The organism is Wolbachia endosymbiont of Tuta absoluta (assembly GCF_059414725.1).
The window spans coordinates 1-18,932 of record NZ_JBNRJY010000234.1 but is presented as its reverse complement, the minus strand read 5'-3'; the positions used below and the strand labels follow the sequence as shown (position 1 = coordinate 18,932).

The following is an 18,932-nucleotide window of genomic DNA, read 5'->3' as shown; positions in this document are numbered from 1 at the left end:
ACATTTTTTTATTTACATAACAGCACATCTCGTAGATATTCCAAGGTCTTTGTTACGATATCTGTATATCATGACATATAACTTTTTTACCATTTGTTGGTACTGTTTTTAAAATTATGTGAGGTTGAGGATGCCTGAAACTTATCCTGCTTGGGGAAGAAAGCGGTCTCTTCATGGTGATATCTACCAACTAAAGTGGGTAATGCTGCTTCTCAAACGTGCAGTAGATGTTGGATATTCTTTCCGTTTAGCTACAGAAATGGAATCAGCTACGGGTTTTGATGATATTGTTTTTCAGGATAGGAAAAATGAAAAAATAGTACATAGGTTTATACAAAACAAACACAAGCAAAATGAATGCGAAAAAATCGGTATAGGTAAATTGCTTTCAAAAAATAAAAGTGGTGAATTTAGCGTTCCAAAATATTTTGTTTCCTATCTAAAGATTAAAATTAATCCAGATTTTGCAGATGGTGACCTAAAGGACTTTACTATCTGTACTAATATCGGTTTCGATCTAGCTCAAAGTACAACACAAAATACAATAAAAAAGTTGAAAGCAAAAACTTCGGGACCAAACAAAGGAATAGAAATTGCAGTTGAAGTAATAAGCACTAGTGATATTTTTTTTAAATACGGCGGTACGAGATACAAGTTCTCTTGTACTCACGATAACATGATTTCAATAGTGCAACCGGCATTTAAGAGTGCTGTAAAAGAAGCAATAGAAGAATTGGAAAAGGAGATAAAAGAACTTCAAGGTAAATCAGATCAAAACTCAAAAAGAAAATTGGAAAGAAATCAGGTATGGCAACGTGAGTTTGAGCGAATGACAAATGAAGGCAAGTTAGAAGAGAATATAAGGGAATTTTTTGATAAATTAGTATTTGCAGTAAATCAACCTAACGAGATAAAACTAGCGGAAATCATTGAGAATGAGTTAGGCAAAGAATTTAATAATATCGATAAAAAGAACGTTTATGGTCGCTTTCTGGTAGAAGTTCTGGATTGGATGAAAGCAAGAGAGGGAAAGTTTCTATCACATGAAGAAATAAATGAGTTTTTTGAAAAAATAAGAGAGGAAATTTTAGGAGCGGTATGGTTTGATGTAAGAGGTCCAGTCAGACTATTTACAGGAAGAGATGAGGAATTGGGAATGCTACATGATTCGCTACAACGCAATCCCAAAGGTGCTGTAATTTCATACATAACGTCTATTAGTGGTCCTGGGGGGATGGGAAAAAGCCAGTTAGCTAGAAAATATGCTTGTAAATATAGAAGATATTATGACGACAATGTTATATGGATAGACGCTGAAAACTTTGAAGCTATGAAAGATTCTTTCTTAAGGTTAGCTAGAAATAGATTAGGTATTTCCCCTAAAGATAAGTATGGAAACGACAAAACGATAGAAACTATTGTTAGAGAAGTATATGCTTTCTTCGCAAGAAGGAGGAGCCTGTTCATTTTCGATAACGTTCAAGAGTACAAAAAGATAAGTAAATTTTTGCCATTTTCTTTATCTCCTGATCTTAACAAGCCTCATATTTTGATTACCTCGCATGATCAGGAACTGGAAAAGGGAATAGACGTTATAAAGCTAGGAGAATTGGAACAAAGAGACGCTATAGAGTTTGTTAAAAAAGGATTTAATATACTAAAAAAAGATAAATCGCAAGATCGGGAGATAGAAAATTTGGTAAGAAGGTTGCAATGCTTTCCTTTAGCTATACAACAAGCAATATCATATATCGAAGATCAGAGAATAATAGAGAAGTTTAAAATTAGTGATTACCTAAAAGAGTATGAAAAGAAAGCTAAGAAGTTGCTTAAGTCTAAAATATTTCAAGGAATTGATAATAACTATACTAAAACAACTTTTACAGCTTGGGAAGTTACGATGGATAAAGTAAGAAGTGATGAACAATATGGACCATTAGCTTCAGAGATTTTAGATGTTTTGGCTTATTTTGCACCTGATAAAATCGCTAGAGAAATATTCTTAAATTCGGTAAGTGATTATAAGAAAAAGCAGTTAAAGCTAGCCATCCGTTTACTTGTGAGATATTCCATGGTGGGCGGTGAACAAAACCAAAGTGTATTAAATATCCACAGTCTAGTACAAAAAGTAACAAGATTAAAATTACAAGAGAACCGACAAGAAGAGGAAGTTCTAAGGAAAGCTTTGGAATTGATAAACAGTGGTGGTTTAGCACAAGGTAGTATGAGCCATATTGCATTTGTATGGGGATACGCAAGTACATACGGTAAGTTGATTGATAACTTTTACTTTAACTCATTTTATGTATATGGAGGAACACTGTTTATAAGGAAAAGCACCCCTTTGCACTTGCTTGCTGAAAGTGGTGATTGTAAAGCAATTAGTGCAATAATAACACATATAGAAAAATATTACCCAGGTGAATTGGTAAAAATTGTTAATGTTAAGGACAATCACGGTCAAACTTTGTTGCATATTGCTGCTAAGAGTGGAAATTTGAATGTAATGAAATGTCTAGTCAATAAAGGTGCTAGCACTAATACTAAAGATAAATATGATAATACTCCATTGCATTCAGCTGCTTATTACGCTGGGGAATTGGATATAGTAAAATACCTGATTATTAAAAATAATAACATTAATGCTAAAGGCGAATATGGCAGGACTCCATTACACATTGCTGCTATAAATGGAGATCTAGATATGGTGGAATATCTAATCAAAAGGTATGCTAATATTGACGCTAAAGACAATTGTGGTATGACTCCATTACATTTAGCTGCTGACGTTGGGGAATTGGGTATAGTGGAACACCTAATTAATGAGGATGCTTATGTTGATGCTAGGGACGAACACTACAGAAGCCCATTATTTTTTGCTGCTGAGAATGGAAAATTAAATGTAGTGAAGTGCCTAATTGAAAAAGGTGCTAATGTTAATGCCAAGAATGAATATGGCGAAACAGCGTTACACCGCGTTGTCTATAAAGCCACTTTCAGTGGAGACTTAAGAATAGTGGAGTTTCTAATCAATAAAGGTGCTAATGTTAATGCTAGAGATAGAAATAGTAGAACTCTATTACACTACTCTGCTTTATCTGGAAGCTGCAATATTGCAGAATGCCTTATTCGAGAAGGTGCTAATATTAATGCTAAGGATAAAGATGGCAACACTGCACTACACTTGGCTGTTATTAGGCAAAAGGTTGATATAACGAGGACGCTACTAAAACACAATGCAAACGTTAACGCTAGAAATAATTTAGGGAATACAGTACTGGACTGTGCAGTTGATAACTGCCAAGAACTTGTGGAGTTGCTTTTAACCCATGATGAAAGTGTTGAAGTAGCTTAAGAGAAAATTATTTATCTGTTTATTTTAACGTCCCAAAAATGTTTAACAAAAGTGTGTCAAACTGAATTTTTAGTTTAACTCAATTTTCAATAGATTTCTTGCATAAACAGGTGTCATCCCAGCTGGAACCCAATATCTGGATTCCAGTGTCACGCGCTGGAATGACATCAACTTTTGAATTCGAGTTATGCAAGAAATCCAACATATTAGGAACGACAATATCAGGTTGAGATGTAGTTCATATGTAAAGGTAACCTCTACTTTTCCTCAGCTTTCTTTCTAGGCTCTGTAAACAAAATTTTAAAGAAGCCATATAGTGTAGCTAGAGACATTTTTAGTCAACTGAGTAATTTTGTTCCTCTAGCCTGAGGTCAAAATAAATTTGAATGGGTTTCCCAGTACGTCAACAAGTGCATGAACTTTAGTCGCAAATCCCCGTCCTCAATTAATTTGACCTGCTAACATTTTGTACACAGAGCCTAGCTCTTTTGCTATTTGCTTGACTTGTTTCTTTACATAGCTTCTAATTTAAATTCTGCTGTCTATTCTCTTTCATTCATAACCTTTTGCAAAACGTTTTTGCTTTCTTCTCTGCTGGTCACTATTGCTTATATAAAGCAAGTACAGTACTGAATGATGTTGCAAGCACTCAGTTCGGCAATATTATCGATTTAAGACGAAGTTAAGATTTCGATTTTTTATTCAAACTCTTCTGAAAGTTTTTATACATATTGAAGACATCTTGATAATTTAGGTGAGTGTAAACTTGAGTAGTTTCAAGGCTTGAGTGGCCAAGCAGCTGTTGTATTGATCGTATGTCAATATCTTCCTGAAGCAAATGAGTAGCAAAACTATGGCGAAATGCATGTGGAGATAAAATTTCTGGTAAGTTTAAAAATCTTCTTATTTTTTGCAAACGATTAGCAACATAAGTTCTTCCCAATTTTTTTCCTCTTACCCCGACAAAAAGATGTCCCGCTTCGTCAAAGTGGGGACAAGCTTTTATATATTTTTGTATACACTTTTTTACTACTGGAAGAATAAATACCTGCCTTTGTTTATCTCCCTTACCTGTTACTATTAAACTTTCATTGCTAATATCACTAACCTTAAGATTCAGTGCTTCAGTGATTCTTAAGCCCGTACCATATAGCAGAACGACAATTGCAATTTCTCTTTTTACCACCCAAGGCTCGCCTAGATCAGGCAATTTCATTTCTTTCAATAGAGTTTCTATGTTAGATATTGAAAGTGCTTTAGGTAGAGTTCTTCTCTGAATTGGCCTTGATAAAGAAAATACCGCTTCATTATTTATTTCATAATTGTTTTTTATATATTTGAAAAAATTTCTGATTACTGACAATGCGCGAGTGTTAGATCTCGCATTTACACCTCTTGCATAACGAGAGGTAAACCAACTTCTCAGTTCAGGTATGCTTAATTTTTCTAAAGAGCCAACATTTACTTCTTCACCAATGTGAGTATTTAGGAAACTTATAAGATCCTTGAGGTCCCTCATGTATGACTCCAAAGTGTTTGGTGAGTAAGACCTGTTGTACTTTAGCCAATCATACCATTTTTCAATGATTGAACCGAGGTCCACAGTTACTTTTTAAAGAAAGCATCGATGCACGCATCCCTAAAGGCTTCATTTATATCAGGATGAGAGTGACAAATTCTGTATATATCCTCTGCTGCTGCACCATATGCCATTGCAACCGCTGCTTCATTGATTAGCGTATCAGCGTATGCTCCTATGATATGTACACCGAGTATTGTATCTGCTTTGCTACAAGTCAGAACTTTCACGAATCCCTCAGCATCGTCAGTGACTTTTGCTCTACCGTTTGCAGCAAATTGACATTTACCAACTTTATACTTTCGACCAGCACTTTTTAGTTCTTCTTCAGTTTTACCGATTGAAGAAACTGCAGGGTGGGTGTAAATGACTGACGGTATGATTTCATAATCAACGTGAGGCAATTGCCTTGCTAGTATCTCTGCAACTGCCACCCCTTCTTCCTCAGCTTTGTGAGCAAGCATTGCTCCACCAATCACATCACCAATAGCAAATATTCCTTTTACGTTGGTTTCATAACTATTGTTGACTTTAATAAAGCCACGACTGTCTTTTTCTATTTTTTCAAGACCCTCAGAGCATGGTTTGCGCCCTGCTGCCACCAATACCTTATCCGCCTCTATAGTGTTTGTTTGATTATCTTTTACAGAGCAAACTTTCACACTCAAAGAGTTACTACTTTGTTTTATTCCCTCAACTTTAGTTCTAAGTAAAAATTTTATTCCTTGTTTTTGTAGACTAGAAAGTAGAGACTTACTTAATTCTCCATCCATTGCTGCAGCGATTCTGTCAAAAAATTCTACTACAGTGACTTCAGACCCTAGCCTCCTCCATACAGAAGACATTTCAAGCCCTATTGCCCCAGCTCCAATTACAACAAGTTTTTTTGGTACTTCAGTTAAAGACAATGCACCAGTTGATGAAATGATATTTTTCTCATCAATATCAATTCCTGGTAGAGAACTAACATCAGAACCAGTTGCAATTACTATATTTTTTGCCTTCAGTACCTTACCTTCAACTGAAACTTCAAGATTGCCTTGATCAAAAGAAGTAATTTTTCCAAGTCCATTGATCTTAGTAATTTTGTAAAGGTTAAACAGATATTCTATGCCTTTTCCAAGCTCCTGAACTCTAGCGTCTTTATAGCCTATCATTTCTCTCAAATCGAGACTTACATCCTTAACTTTTATGCCAAGTTTTGATAGATTATTTTTCGCGCTAGCATACTGATAAGAGGAATGGAGTAATGCTTTTGATGGTATACACCCAACTCGCAAACACGTGCCACCAAAAATGCTATTTTTGTCTATACAAGCAACTTTGAGTCCAAGTTTTGCAGCAGCAATAGCGCATTTGTAACCACCTGGACCACCACCTATAATAATCAAATCATAATCAGTCATAAAAAACAAACCTATTTTCTAAAGAATAAACACCATTTCCTTCAGTCGTTATATACATCTTACCATGGGTAAATACTGGAGCATGAAACACATTACCAGGTATTTTAATTACCCTTCCTGTACTTTCAGATCCAGGAAAAACAAATATTGAACCTTTATTACTTGTTACCCAAAGCGTATGGGCATACATAATTGGAACAAACAATTGCACATTCTCTATAAAATCAGATGTCCAAACTGTTTTTCCACTTTGTATGTCGATGCCAATTACCTTATTATCTTTAGTCACCATGAAAATTCTTCCGCCTTCTTTTTGTTTCTCTGCAGGAATAAGAGGGCTATAATATGACTCAATGTTTGATATACTTTTTACTTGTAGTGGCCTTGACCATAAAATATTTCCTGAGTTTACGTCAATGCTATAAATATAAGAGTTGCTCGTAGCTATTAAGATATTATCGTGTACTCTAGGTGTAGTAGTTACATCTGTAAGCTGTGTGTCTAAAAGATTTGTAGCTAATTTTTGGCTCCATAGTTTTTTACCTTCTTCATTAAAAGCTATTAACTCTCCATTTGAAAATGGTGCCATTATTTTATCATTAGAGACTGCTGGTGAGATGGAATACAAACCTCGAACCTCATTTATACCATTTTGATAATTCCAAATGGAACTGCCATCTTTTATACTAAATGCATGCAGATAGTTATCAATAGTCAACACTACCAACTTATTGTTTATTACTACTGTTTTCCCTCTTACCGGAGCTCTTAATTCTTTTTCCCATTGAATCTCTCCTGTTTTCGCATCTATTGTGTGTAGAATGTTATCCACTATGAAGAAAACGTTTTCTTTGTAGCTCGATAAACTCATATTACCAATTTTTTTCCTACTTGAGAGGTATAATTTCCAATTTATAACTCTTGGGTTATCGATATCAAAGGAATATAAGGTACCGTGCTTGTCTGGTAAAATAACGCTATTTTCTGTAAGTATTGGAGCTACATATCCTTGAGATAATTTTTTATCTACTAAACTTATTCGTTCGCTTGCCATTGTATAGTTACTATACAATAACATTATCATGACAATTATTATTTTCATTATTTAGTGAAAACAAGATTCATTAATATACATACTAGAAACGTAAATCACAACGAAAATGTTCTTAATTGTGGATCAAAAGCATTAACGTAATGTCATACCATTATGTAAAGATTCTCTTACTGTAATAACTTTTATCAAGTATGGACTAAAAGAAATATCTATAGCTCAAACTAATGCTGTCAGTAATACTACTCCAATATGAAACAGGCAGCATTTTCAGGATGAAAGATATTGTTGTGATGTCATTCATTTGAACTACTCATATCAATTTGAAAAATGTATACTATCTTATGCTATAGTACCTAAAAATAAATGCTCAACATACAAAATAACGCTTCACTTTGCAGGCAATGGATATTCTTGGCAGTACTTGCTCTTGCTTGTTCTGGACTGCTGTCAATAATTGTTATTTTTCTACGATTGCCTTTTATTTCTTCTCTCATTCCTTCTGCACAATATATCTTTGATAATGCACTGGTGATACACGTAAATTTGTCAATTTTGGTATGGATGTGCTCTATAATATCTCTGCTCTTCATCATAAACTTAAAAAACACCAATCATTGGTTTAACTTCTCATGGATTCTCTCAATCCTTTCCATGCTGCTAATGTTTATATCTGCATTTGTTCCAAATACTGAAGTTATCAAAAGTAACTATATACCTGTATTACAAAACAAATTATTTTTACTTGGACTCAGTCTTTTCATTACCAGCATATTGATAAATACAGCTCTAGCCTACATATCAAATAAACAAGACTCATATCTTTCAATCGGACAAATTGGCCTGGTCATTATACTTGTGTCATCATTTCTTTGTGTTGTTTTAGCACATAAAAATATGCCTCCAGGTCTATATCACTCAGACAAGAATTTATTTTATGAATATCTCTTTTGGGGAGGCGGACATTTACTGCAGTTTGCCTTTGCTCAAGCAATGTTTTTAGTTTATTTGATCATACTGAATGCTCGCTATATTAGTCTAAATAAAATTACCATTTTACCACTATTTATAAACACAGTTTTGACCGTAGGTGCGCCGTTTATATACTTTATTTATTCGGCGGATAGTGCTGAATTGATACAGTTTTTTACCTGGCATATGAGAATTGCTGGAGCAGTTCTGCCGTGCTTTTTAACAATATTAGTGTATTGCAACATAAAAACTCTGCTCAATGATAAGGGCAATTATCTTCTTCACTCGTTTGTATTGTTCATTTATGGAGGTGTGCTTGGAGTGCTAACTATTGAAGGAAATGTCACTATTCCTGCGCATTATCATGGTTCTGTAGTTGGTATTACTATAGCTTTTATGAATTTTGTCTACTGGCTGTTACCAAAATTGGGCTGTAAAGAAATAAAAAGCTCCATAGTAAGATTACAGATTTATGCATATAGCTTGGGACATTTTCTCCACATTACTGGACTTGTTTGGCTTGGTGGATATGGTGCCTTAAGAAAAGTTGCAGATCTGCCAAGTATTTCATCAATGTTGGCACGTGCTTGTTTTATTACGGGTGGAGCTATATCAGTTATTGGTGGAATGTTATTCGTAATAATTGTGATTTTACATCTTCTTAAAGGCAAGGCTCGTACCAACTAACCCACAGAAACAAAACTAAAAATTTTAGTGTAAAATTACTATATTTACTTTGTACTATGGCTCAAACAACCTGCTTCAAATTTGGAAAGGCAGTGAAATGAAAAAAACTATATCAAGCTACACTGAATTCTTATTTGCTACTCCTTGTGGTTCTTGTGTTCCATTTACTTGAGAGCTAGGTTTCATTATTAAATCACCAGCTAAGAATGCAGATACTGTTGCTATAACAACGATTAACCACATGTCCAATTTATTTGTATGTTCAAGTGTAATATACACTACTAACCCAACAGCAAGACCAGTACTAGCAGTAGCGATATATGTTGCTTTTTCTTTTAGTTGTTTATTTGCTTCATTTTTGGTTTCTAATATTTTCTTTTCTTGCTGTAACTGCTGGATTTGAGTATTTATTTTTTGTTTCAGTTCATTCGACATTTCACTTTTGAGTTCATTTCTTATTTTATCTTTCAATGTAGTTATTGCCTCTTCTGGGCTTTTTTTATCTTTTAATTCCAGCACGTCTTCAAGCAATTCTACTAAGTCTACTTTTGCTGGGTGAGGCACATAGTATGGATTACTTAGAATATCTATAAGCTCTTTTAAGTTATGAAAGTTAAGCATAATAAACCTCAATACTAAAAATTTATTATGTAATACATTAAAAATTATAAGATCAAGAAAAATTTGTATCATAACAAGGCTAAATTAAATGGCAGACATTAAAATTGCTGTATTTGCTCAATTGTGATAACTTAAAGCTTAAAACTGAGAAATATTTATGTTAGAAGAAAAGTATAGCTTTAGGGAAATTGAAGACAAATACAACATATTATGGGAAGGGAGTAAAGTTTATAAATGGAATGGTGAAAAGGATAATACTTTCACTATAGATACGCCTCCACCAACGATATCTGGAAAGTTGCATATTGGTCATATATTTAGCTATTGCCATACGGACTTTATTGCAAGGTTTCAACGTATGCTGGGGAAAGATGTATTTTATCCAATTGGGTTTGATGATAATGGGCTTCCCACTGAAAGGTTAGTTGAGCAGACCTATAAAACCCGTGCAAAAGAAGTTGGCAGAGAAGAATTTATAGAGATGTGCCATGAAGTTATTGAGAAGTCAAAGCAGGAATTCAAGGAATTGTTTAAATCAGTCGGTATTAGTTATGACTGGAATTTAGAGTATCACACAATTAGTAAAGAAGCTGTGGCACTTTCTCAAATGTCATTCATTGATCTATATAATAAAGAGTATGCATACAAAAAAATGCAACCTATTCTTTGGGACCCAGTCGATAAAACTGCAATTGCACAAGCAGAAATAGAGGATAAAGTCTTTGAGTCATTTTTGAACACGATAGTTTTTTCCACTGAAGAAAATGAGCAGATTAAGATTGCAACTACACGGCCTGAGTTGCTTCCAGCATGTGTTGCAGTTTTTTGCCATCCAGAAGATGCACGCTACACTCAGCTGATTGGAAAAATAGCCGTAGTGCCAATAACAGGAGCAAAAGTTCCAATAATAGCTGATGATAAAGTTAAAATAGATAAAGGTACTGGGCTTGTTATGTGCTGTACGTTTGGTGATGAGCTCGACATATATTGGCAGCAAAAGCATGGTCTGCCGATGAAAATTATTATCGATCAGGATGGTAGGATAAGTCTAGATTCAGTGTATGGTAATAATAGATCCCAGTGTCAAGGCACTGGGATGACAAAGGGGAGTGACATTCCAGTGCTTGACACTGGAATCCAGACATTAGAGGAGACACACGCTCCAGCGCGTGACGCTGGAATCTACGATGAAGTAAATGGCCTAAGAGTTAAAGAAGCAAGAAAGAGAATTATTGAAATCCTAACTGAAAAGGGCCTTTTAATAGAAAGCACTAGCATTTCTCATTCTGTTAAATGTGCTGAAAGATCTGGTGCGCCGCTTGAAATATTACCTACTTATCAATGGTTTGTCAAGACTTTAGAGCAAAAAACTCAAGTATTAGATAAAGTGAGTAAATGTAATTGGCATCCAGAATCTATGCGTAAACGTATAGAGGTGTGGATAGAAGGGCTAAGTTGGGATTGGTGCATCTCAAGACAGCGTTATTTTGGTGTACCATTTCCAGTTTGGTATTCAAAACGTAAGGGAGAAGAAGGCAAAATCATTCTAGCTGAAGTAAAGGATTTACCTGTAGATCCACTCAAAGATTTGCCGAAAGGGTATATTAAAGAAGAAGTTACTTCAGATCAAGATGTGATGGATACTTGGGCAACAAGTGCGATCACTCCTCAATTAAGTGCACTGGCAGTAAACAGTGAGCTCGGTTTACCAAGCCATCGGTATGATAAGATATTTCCTGCAGATCTGCGCAGCCAAAGCCATGAGATAATAAGAACTTGGGCTTTTTATACGATTTTGAAGGCACATTATCATGCAGATTCACTGCCGTGGAAAAATATCATGATTAGTGGTTGGTGTTTGGCTGATGATAAAAAAAAGATGAGTAAATCAAAAGGTAATATCATCACTCCTCATGTAATGCTTGAAACCTATGGAGCTGACGTAGTACGCTATTGGGCAGCAAACTCAAGACTTGGAGTTGACACAGTCTACTCTGAAAATATCTTCAAAATTGGCAAACGACTTGTTACGAAACTTTGGAATGCTAGCAAATTTGTTTCCATGTTTATGGAAAAACATCAAGCATTGAGCATAAATTCCATCAGTGAGACGATGGATAAGTGGATATTGTCCAAATTATATAAAGTGATAGAAAAAACGACGAACAACCTATTACAGTTTGAATACTGCGAAGCTTTGAGCGCAATAGAAGAATTTTTTTGGAAAGATTTTTGTGATAATTACTTAGAGTTAGTTAAAAAACGTGCATATGGAGATGCATTGGACAGCGAGGCAAACATGAGTGCGAAACAGAGTTTGGCATATGTACTCAATATTATTTTGCGGTTATTTGCACCATTTTTGCCATACATTACAGAGGAAATATATCATCAGTTGTATAGTTATAACTCCGTTCACAATAAAAGTAATTGGCCTAACAAGGAAGAACTTATCTATGATAAGTATTCTGAAGAAATGGGAGATAATTTCGTGCAGATATTAAACCTTGTGAGAAAAATAAAAGCAGATAATAACGTATCAGTTAAGCATCTTATACAAAAGTTGATGATAAAAGCGAGTGTAAAAGAGGATGAGTTAAATTATTCTGCTCAGCATGATTTGCAGTCAGTTTGCAATGCTGAAGTGATAGAATGGGTTGAGGGTACAGAAGCAGAGCTTATAACTGAGAATGGAAAATTTACTGTAAGTTTATTGATTGATGTAACTTAGCATTCGTATTACTATACTAATTATTTAGTTGTGAGGTAATAATGATTGGTAATTCATATAATAATAAAATTGAAGAGCAAAAAGATGATTATCATGACTTCATTCAAAGGTTTTTGTTTTTGCTCGGTAAGATAAAAGAAAAGAATAAATCAATTCACACTGCTGTAGCTAGTCTTCACATATTATCTTTTTTAATAAAATACAATGCCAATTTTAATGAAGATGAATTGTATAAAGCCGTTATCCAAGATTTCAATAATGTAAAGGAGGCGAGACTAGAGCTTCAAGATAAGGCTAAAAAAGTATTGAATGGGTATATTGAAAGTGGTGTTGAAACAGTGTCAATATATGGTAGTTGTGCAGAAGTTAAATTGGGAGCTAATAAAAACAAATTCAAAGTCAGTGAGTTTTTGAATAGTAATTTCTGTCAAGATAATGGAATTTCAGGGTTTTCAACTCTGCATAGCAATGGAAAAAATGGAATGCACGGTTTTGTTTCTGAAGAAGGAATAAGGCACTATGTTGTAACTGATAGTGCATACGAAATGACTCTGAATTGGTGTGATGAGGACGGAAAAAAGTGCACTATTATAATTAATATTGATGCTAATGGTATAGAACTTATCGAGCGTAATCGTGTTACTGATGATCAATTGAAAGCAAATAAAGATGTAAAAATAGGTAACTTATTCTTGTATCAAATAAAATTTAGAAATAAGGAGAAAGGCAATCATAAATCATCTGAGATTGTGATAGAAAATAGTAATAGAAATATTAACATTCAAACAACTCAAGAAATTGAGCGTGGCATCAAAAAAGCTCAAATAGGTAGTACTAAAATGCAAGACAAAATTGCACAAGTTGTAGATGAAAGCTTAAACGAAAGAATTAATAAATTGGAAAAAGAAAATACAAGATTAACTGGAAATAATCAAACTATATTAGAACAATTACAGCAAAAAATGAGAGAGGTAGAGGAATTAAATGGAAAGGTAAGGGAAAAAGATGAAGTTTTGGCTGAAGTAACACAAAAACTCAAGCAGCTAAGTGATTCGGTAGAGAGTGAATTTGAGGAGAAAAGAATAGAGAAGGAAAAGTTAAATAAGAAGTTAAGGGAAATGCAAGAAAAGATATAACAGTTAAGTAAAGAAAAGCAAAATTTGGAAGAATATGCTGAAGGTCGAGATGTCAGAGTAAAAAGACTAAAGGATCAAATAAGGAAATCAGAGTACGGACTGGCTGAATCAATGAATGAAAATAAAAGGTTAGAACAAGAACTGAATGATGCTCAAAAAAAGTTAAGTAATAAGGACAATGAAATCCAGAGATTAAAAAATCAATCACATGAATTAGAATCTAAAAAAGTAACAGAATTGATGACATGTTTAGAAAAGAAAGAGAAAAAAATAGCAGAGTTAGAAGCGCAGTTGCAAAAAGAAAGTTCTGAAACTTATGATTTAATACTTAAATCATCGGATTTAGAAGAAGAAAAAAGACGATTACAAGAAAAGTTAAATGAAAAAACTCAAGAAGTGATTAAACTAACTGTAGATTTAGAAGAACTAAGTAAGCAATCGGAAGAGAAAGAAACTAAATATTTCAGTAGGATTAAAGAGTTAGAAAAAATTCTTAATAAAGAAAGAAAAAACAGTGAAGAGTTGGAAAATTATAGCATCAATCTGGAGGAAGAAAGTCAAATTCAACATGAAAAGTACAAAGAGTTACTATTTGAGAAGCATTCTATAAAAGAAGAAATTTCAGATTTGAATGATCAATCTTCATTAGTTCATCAGAATCGTGTGAGCTTAGCACAAGATTTGGCAAAAAACATGATATATTTGTTCAAAGAGAATGTAAGAGAAGGAGATAAAGTGATTATATCGCAGGAAACTGTATTAGAGATTTTGAATAGATTGGAGGAATTAATCAAGAATGTTGGAGTCAGTGATCAAGAAATAAAAGGAGTAATTGAAGAAATATCTGTACAAACTAATGATAGCCTTCCTCCTTCAGATATAAGTAATGGAGATTTATCAGCACTACCAAATAAAGAGCTGGATGAAGCTTCATATTCAGAAGATTTTGGATATTCTAGTAGATGTTCTACTCCTAGATGTTCTACTCCTGTCTGATGCCACCTTGCATTTTGAGTTTAGTTAGAATATCAACTAAAGTTTATCACTGGTAAAATTGTGATAAGTGTTCTCCTCTACAGGTAAGACAATTTTAATCAATATATACAAGACTGCTGCAGTTTTGTGTATAGGTGATGAGCAATTTACTTAATAAATATAATACATTTTATTTTATAGCTAGTTCTCTGGCTACTCTCACGTTACTTACATCTTTAGCGCTTATTAATGTACCTAGTTCTTTAATTCTCGCTTTAGCTGTATTATCTGTTTTGGCTTTTATGATTTTGTATAAAATAATTATTGACACTAGTAAAGTGGAGAAGAAATTTGCTCACAAAGAGCGTGAGTTGACTCAAGAAAAGCACAATTTATACGAGGAAGAAAGAAAATTTGGTCAAAAAATAGAAACTGAGAGGAAATCTTTTCTTAAAGAAAAAAAATCTTTGGAGGAGAAATTAGAAGCAAAAATGATCCATATAATTGGAATAACAGACGAATTAGAAAAAGTAACGAAGGAGAAAGATGAGCTTGCTGCACAAGAAAAAGAACTACTCCATAAAATCTCATATTTGTGTAAACAGTTACAGGAAAAAGAAGCTAATCTAACTGAGAGGAAAAAACTTATAATCGAATTGAAAAGAAAAATAGACAATGATAAATATGAGGAATTATATAAGGAAGTAGAGAAATTATCTAAAGAAAAAGAGGAGTTATCTAAGGAAATAGACAAATTACGTAAAGAGAAACATATACTGTATATGAAAAAAGAAGAATTACATAAAAGAAAAGAAGAACTTTGTGTGAAATTAGATGAATTACAATGTAAATTTAAAGAAATTGATCAGAAAAATAAAAACTTATCTCAAGAGTTAAAAAGGAAATTTGAAGAGCTAGATAAAGCAGACGGTTTAATTAAAAATCAATCTTTTGAGTTAGACAGAATAAGACAAGATTGTAATAACGAAGTGAAAAATTTAAGAAATTCACTTTTAGAGCGAGACAGTCAAATAAAACAACTTCAATATGTGATAGATAAGATAGAAGAATCAATAAGAGAAAATGAAACAATTAAAGATTATAGCAAAAAAATAATATTAGGGGAGACTCAGAAAATAAAATTTATATTAGGGCAGCTTGTGCAATTCAAGCCAATGAAAGGTTCCAAAACATCGGAGGAAACGTCTGATTCTTTACAGGAAGATCTTGGATATGCCAGTCGTTCACCCACTCCGACCAGATTATCGTGTTCAGTGTCTGTACAAAGCATTGCAAGTGGACCAATCCCTGAATATGGATGGTAAAATGCAACAATTACTCTTATTATAAAAAAAATTATACAAGATAATGAACCCAATAATATGCGCACTGGATACACAAGATTTGAATGAAGCCATATCTTGGGCTAATGGTCTGCGTGATAAGGTTGGCATGGTAAAACTTGGGTTAGAATTTTTTGCTGCACATGGTCCTTCTGGAGTGAGAGAAGTTGCAAAATGCAATGTACCAATTTTTTTAGATCTAAAATTGTATGATATTCCAAACACTGTAGCTAGAACAGTTGAAGCAATAAAAGCTCTAGATGTTGAAATGCTAACATTGCATATCAGTGGTGGAACAAAAATGCTTAAAGAAGCACTAAGTATAGTGCAAGGAAAGAAAATAAAGCTAATTGGAGTAACAGTACTAACTAGTATGGGCAATGAAGATCTGAGTGAACTCGGAGTAGCAAGGGAGGCAAAATCACAGGTAATTTTGCTAGCAAAGCTTGCAAAAAAGATTGGACTACATGGAGTAGTTTGCTCTGCACTAGAAGCTCAAGAAGTGCGCCAAGAATGTGGTAAAGACTTTAAAATTATTACTCCAGGAATCCGTATGAATCGAGGTCATGATGATCAAAAAAGGACAGCAACACCAAAAGAAGCAATAAATTCAGGAGCTGATTATATCGTAATTGGCAGACCCATTACAGAGAGTAGCAATCCCGCAAGTAGTGCAGAGTTAATATTGAAATCCCTTACTGATTGAAGCAGGGCAGATAAGGTAGCATAGAGTAAAAGCAACAAACGGTATGTATCCGTTCAGCAGGGTGGCAAAACAAGGTAGACGAGAAAAGATAACTAAATGGGTCAGTGCTTGACCATTTTTCTTTTTTTTCTGGATTCCAGCGTCACGCACTGGAATGACAGGGCTGTGAGTGTCATCGAAGTAGCCGATACAGGCCTTTTTCTTCTGTCATCCCAGTGCCCTGAAACTGGGATCCAGTTAAATTTACAGGTATAAAAGTAATCAACGTTTCTGGTGATGATAGAAAAATGGATCCCAGCTTTATACGGCTACGTACTTTATTTGCACATTCTCCTACTCAGTGAAAAAAAGTGCTTGACACAAAAAAATGGATGCTGTATAGTGCTGACAATTAAGTATAATACTTAGCGTGGTGTAATACTACACTGCTTTTTTTACTTCAACAAGTAATCATTATCATTTTTCTCCCGTTACCAAGCAGCTTACGTTCATTTGTATCTACCATGAAGCCAATGCTAGAATCCAGAAAAAAGACCGGTGAATGGCAGGTACGAGCATTATACGTCACAGTTGTATGAACGTTGTTTACCATGAGGGCGCCTCCCAGCACTGGTTGTAAACAAGCGTTTGAGTTATACTAAGCTGCCATTCACCGGTCTTTTTTCTGAATGCAGGTTGCATGACAACGCTGAGATTACTGATAAAGATTACCTTCAAATTACAATAACTATTCTAATTTTATTTTTAAAGGAGGCTATTATGTCACTTACTGATATCGCTCACCGTGTTAATGAACTTGCTTCATCATGGGAGCAATTTAAACTAATAAATGATCGTAAACTAAAAGAAATCGAAAGCAAAGGGCCTGAGCAGCTATGCAAGATAAATAGTAATATTGATAATTGCAAAGAGCGCTTAGATTTTATTGAAACCTCAGCTCAACGCCCAGAGATTAGCACAGATTTTAATACAGGTGATAAATATTTTTCTGATTATATTCGCAAAGGAATGGAAAACAGGTTATCACACAAAACCCTAAGTGGAGATGACAATGATATTGGAGGGTATTTAGTTACTCCTCATATTGTAAAACGCATAAACAAGCGTATAGCTGATTCATCTCCAATGCGGCAAATATGTTCTAGTCAAAGAATCTCTACTGAAACGCTGGATTATATTATAGAAGATTGTGACCGTGCTGGTGCAGGTTGGAGTGGTGAAACAGTAGAAGATGAAGATGGTGGCTATAAATCCAAATATGATTTTGCAAAAGACACAAGTACACCTAAAATTCAAAAGATTTCCATCACAACTTACGAGCTCTATGCTCAGCCGCAAATATCACAAAAATTGCTCGATGATGCATTTGTCAATGTTGAAAGTTGGCTTGTAGAAAAGGTTGCCGAAACTTTCAGTAAGAAAGAGAATGAAGCCTTCATTAAAGGTGATGGCACTTTTCAACCTAAAGGAATTTTAGCTTACGAAAATGGAAATGGTCATAATAAGATAGAGCAAATTAAAGCTGATAAGCTAGACAGCGATGCCATAATGATATTGTACTACTCTCTAAATGAACATTACTCTAAAAATGCATCATTTTTGATGAACAGAAGTACGTTAAAGGACGTGAGGCTACTAAAATCTGAAACAGGTCAGTATCTTTGGCAGCCGAGTTTATCGCTTGAAACTCCAGATACTTTGATGGGAATACCGGTATATCAATCTGCTGATATGCCACCTACAATGATTGCAGTAGCAGATTTCAAACAAGCTTATAAGATCGATCGACTCGACGAAAAATGCAAAGCAGCATTGACTTACTGTACGGTACTGACTTAGAGGTAGTTTCCAATGGAAATTTCAGTTTTGAATGTGACATGAGAATGTTTCGCAGCTTCATTAGCACGGTCAGTATTATGAGATTTTTATATAATTAAAGAAAAATTATACCAACCAAGAAGCAATTGATCGATCGAGGTACGTTCGTCGAGGTCTTCCCCTTCCGACGTTCCCATCCACACTTGCCATATACACCTGTTTCGTTAATCTTCTTTCATTCATCCTCTCTACATGACCAAACCATCTAAGCATACCCTTTTCTTTTATACCACAACGTTCCCTTATCACGCTATTCCTTATCCTGTCACTCAATTTTACGTCAATCATACTTCTTAACGCTCTCATTTGTACTGCATTCATTCTACTTTCATTCTTTTTCTGCCATAAAGTTAGGTAAATTGCCCTACCTAACCAAGTAGGCGGTATAAAAACCCCAACACCAGCCAGGTTACAAGGGGTCGTTCGACGATTCTGTATCCCACACCACAGAAGATCGATCGAGGAAGCGGAGCCAGAATCGGATGCGAGTAG

General features: G+C 34.5%; 13 protein-coding genes. 8 read left to right on the top strand and 5 right to left on the bottom strand.

Features of this window, described 5'->3' with window-relative positions; genetic code table 11:
• Positions 1 to 130 precede the first annotated feature (130 nt).
• Positions 131 to 3,355 (top strand): ankyrin repeat domain-containing protein, encoded by a 3,225-nt coding sequence (locus ACJ5GX_RS02580; RefSeq protein WP_495292671.1) that lies wholly within the window; start codon positions 131 to 133, stop codon positions 3,353 to 3,355.
• 682 nt (positions 3,356 to 4,037) lie between these two features.
• On the opposite strand, the gene ACJ5GX_RS02575 is transcribed toward ACJ5GX_RS02580, so the two are convergent.
• The 3 genes from ACJ5GX_RS02575 to ACJ5GX_RS02565 are packed head-to-tail and all read right to left on the bottom strand — an operon-like array spanning position 4,038 to position 7,442.
• On the bottom strand, positions 4,038 to 4,958 hold the full coding sequence (locus tag ACJ5GX_RS02575; protein WP_010401376.1) for a tyrosine-type recombinase/integrase: 921 nt from the start codon (positions 4,956 to 4,958) through the stop codon (positions 4,038 to 4,040).
• Positions 4,959 to 4,960: 2 nt separating this feature from the next.
• Positions 4,961 to 6,340 carry a dihydrolipoyl dehydrogenase gene (gene lpdA, locus ACJ5GX_RS02570; RefSeq protein WP_052264753.1) on the bottom strand — a complete coding sequence of 460 codons (1,380 nt, stop codon included), beginning with the start codon at positions 6,338 to 6,340 and terminating at the stop codon, positions 4,961 to 4,963.
• Positions 6,333 to 7,442, bottom strand: a complete 1,110-nt coding sequence (locus tag ACJ5GX_RS02565) for an outer membrane protein assembly factor BamB family protein (RefSeq protein WP_052264752.1) — start codon at positions 7,440 to 7,442, stop codon at positions 6,333 to 6,335. Before ACJ5GX_RS02565 ends, lpdA begins: the two co-directional genes overlap by 8 nt.
• A 315-nt stretch (positions 7,443 to 7,757) precedes the next feature.
• On the opposite strand from ACJ5GX_RS02565, the gene ACJ5GX_RS02560 reads away from it, so the two are divergent.
• Positions 7,758 to 9,050 carry a cbb3-type cytochrome c oxidase subunit I gene (locus tag ACJ5GX_RS02560; RefSeq protein WP_007302752.1) on the top strand — a complete coding sequence of 431 codons (1,293 nt, stop codon included), beginning with the start codon at positions 7,758 to 7,760 and terminating at the stop codon, positions 9,048 to 9,050.
• Positions 9,051 to 9,167: 117 nt separating this feature from the next.
• Here the strand turns inward: ACJ5GX_RS02560 and ACJ5GX_RS02555 are convergent, their stop codons facing one another.
• Positions 9,168 to 9,671 carry a hypothetical protein gene (locus ACJ5GX_RS02555; protein ID WP_007302751.1) on the bottom strand — a complete coding sequence of 168 codons (504 nt, stop codon included), beginning with the start codon at positions 9,669 to 9,671 and terminating at the stop codon, positions 9,168 to 9,170.
• A 157-nt stretch (positions 9,672 to 9,828) separates the two neighbouring features.
• Between ACJ5GX_RS02555 and ACJ5GX_RS02550 the strand changes: the two genes are divergently transcribed.
• The 6 genes from ACJ5GX_RS02550 to ACJ5GX_RS02525 all read left to right on the top strand — a co-directional run bounded on the left by ACJ5GX_RS02550 (position 9,829) and on the right by ACJ5GX_RS02525 (position 18,401).
• The gene (locus tag ACJ5GX_RS02550; RefSeq protein WP_007302750.1) at positions 9,829 to 12,402 is read left to right on the top strand and encodes a valine--tRNA ligase; all 2,574 of its coding nucleotides are present in this window, start codon (positions 9,829 to 9,831) and stop codon (positions 12,400 to 12,402) included.
• A 41-nt stretch (positions 12,403 to 12,443) separates the two neighbouring features.
• Complete coding sequence (locus ACJ5GX_RS02545; RefSeq protein WP_495292670.1) at positions 12,444 to 13,538, top strand: hypothetical protein; 1,095 nt, start codon at positions 12,444 to 12,446, stop codon at positions 13,536 to 13,538.
• Between the two features lie 24 nt (positions 13,539 to 13,562).
• Positions 13,563 to 14,534, top strand: coding sequence for a hypothetical protein (locus ACJ5GX_RS02540; RefSeq protein ID WP_495292669.1), 972 nt, complete (start codon positions 13,563 to 13,565; stop codon positions 14,532 to 14,534).
• Between the two features lie 137 nt (positions 14,535 to 14,671).
• Complete coding sequence (locus ACJ5GX_RS02535; RefSeq protein WP_052264866.1) at positions 14,672 to 15,838, top strand: hypothetical protein; 1,167 nt, start codon at positions 14,672 to 14,674, stop codon at positions 15,836 to 15,838.
• Between the two features lie 43 nt (positions 15,839 to 15,881).
• Entirely contained in the window at positions 15,882 to 16,562 is a 681-nt protein-coding gene (pyrF, locus tag ACJ5GX_RS02530; RefSeq protein ID WP_012481735.1) for an orotidine-5'-phosphate decarboxylase, read from the top strand.
• A 759-nt stretch (positions 16,563 to 17,321) separates the two neighbouring features.
• Entirely contained in the window at positions 17,322 to 18,401 is a 1,080-nt protein-coding gene (locus ACJ5GX_RS02525) for a phage major capsid protein (RefSeq protein WP_495292668.1), read from the top strand.
• A gap of 105 nt (positions 18,402 to 18,506) precedes the next feature.
• Here ACJ5GX_RS02525 and ACJ5GX_RS02520 read toward each other — a convergent pair.
• On the bottom strand, positions 18,507 to 18,932 hold a 426-nt coding region (locus tag ACJ5GX_RS02520), incomplete at its 5' end, for a hypothetical protein (RefSeq protein ID WP_495292667.1).

Excerpts from the sequence above, each read along its gene's own strand:
- ACJ5GX_RS02580 (WP_495292671.1), top strand. The coding sequence starts at position 131 with ATGCCTGAAACTTATCCTGCTTGGGGAAGAAAGCGGTCTCTTCATGGT.
- lpdA (WP_052264753.1), bottom strand. The coding sequence starts at position 6,340 with ATGACTGATTATGATTTGATTATTATAGGTGGTGGTCCAGGTGGTTAC.
- ACJ5GX_RS02565 (WP_052264752.1), bottom strand. The coding sequence starts at position 7,442 with ATGAAAATAATAATTGTCATGATAATGTTATTGTATAGTAACTATACA.
- ACJ5GX_RS02560 (WP_007302752.1), top strand. The coding sequence starts at position 7,758 with ATGCTCAACATACAAAATAACGCTTCACTTTGCAGGCAATGGATATTC.
- ACJ5GX_RS02555 (WP_007302751.1), bottom strand. The coding sequence starts at position 9,671 with ATGCTTAACTTTCATAACTTAAAAGAGCTTATAGATATTCTAAGTAAT.
- ACJ5GX_RS02550 (WP_007302750.1), top strand. The coding sequence starts at position 9,829 with ATGTTAGAAGAAAAGTATAGCTTTAGGGAAATTGAAGACAAATACAAC.
- ACJ5GX_RS02545 (WP_495292670.1), top strand. The coding sequence starts at position 12,444 with ATGATTGGTAATTCATATAATAATAAAATTGAAGAGCAAAAAGATGAT.
- ACJ5GX_RS02535 (WP_052264866.1), top strand. The coding sequence starts at position 14,672 with ATGAGCAATTTACTTAATAAATATAATACATTTTATTTTATAGCTAGT.
- pyrF (WP_012481735.1), top strand. The coding sequence starts at position 15,882 with ATGAACCCAATAATATGCGCACTGGATACACAAGATTTGAATGAAGCC.
- ACJ5GX_RS02525 (WP_495292668.1), top strand. The coding sequence starts at position 17,322 with ATGTCACTTACTGATATCGCTCACCGTGTTAATGAACTTGCTTCATCA.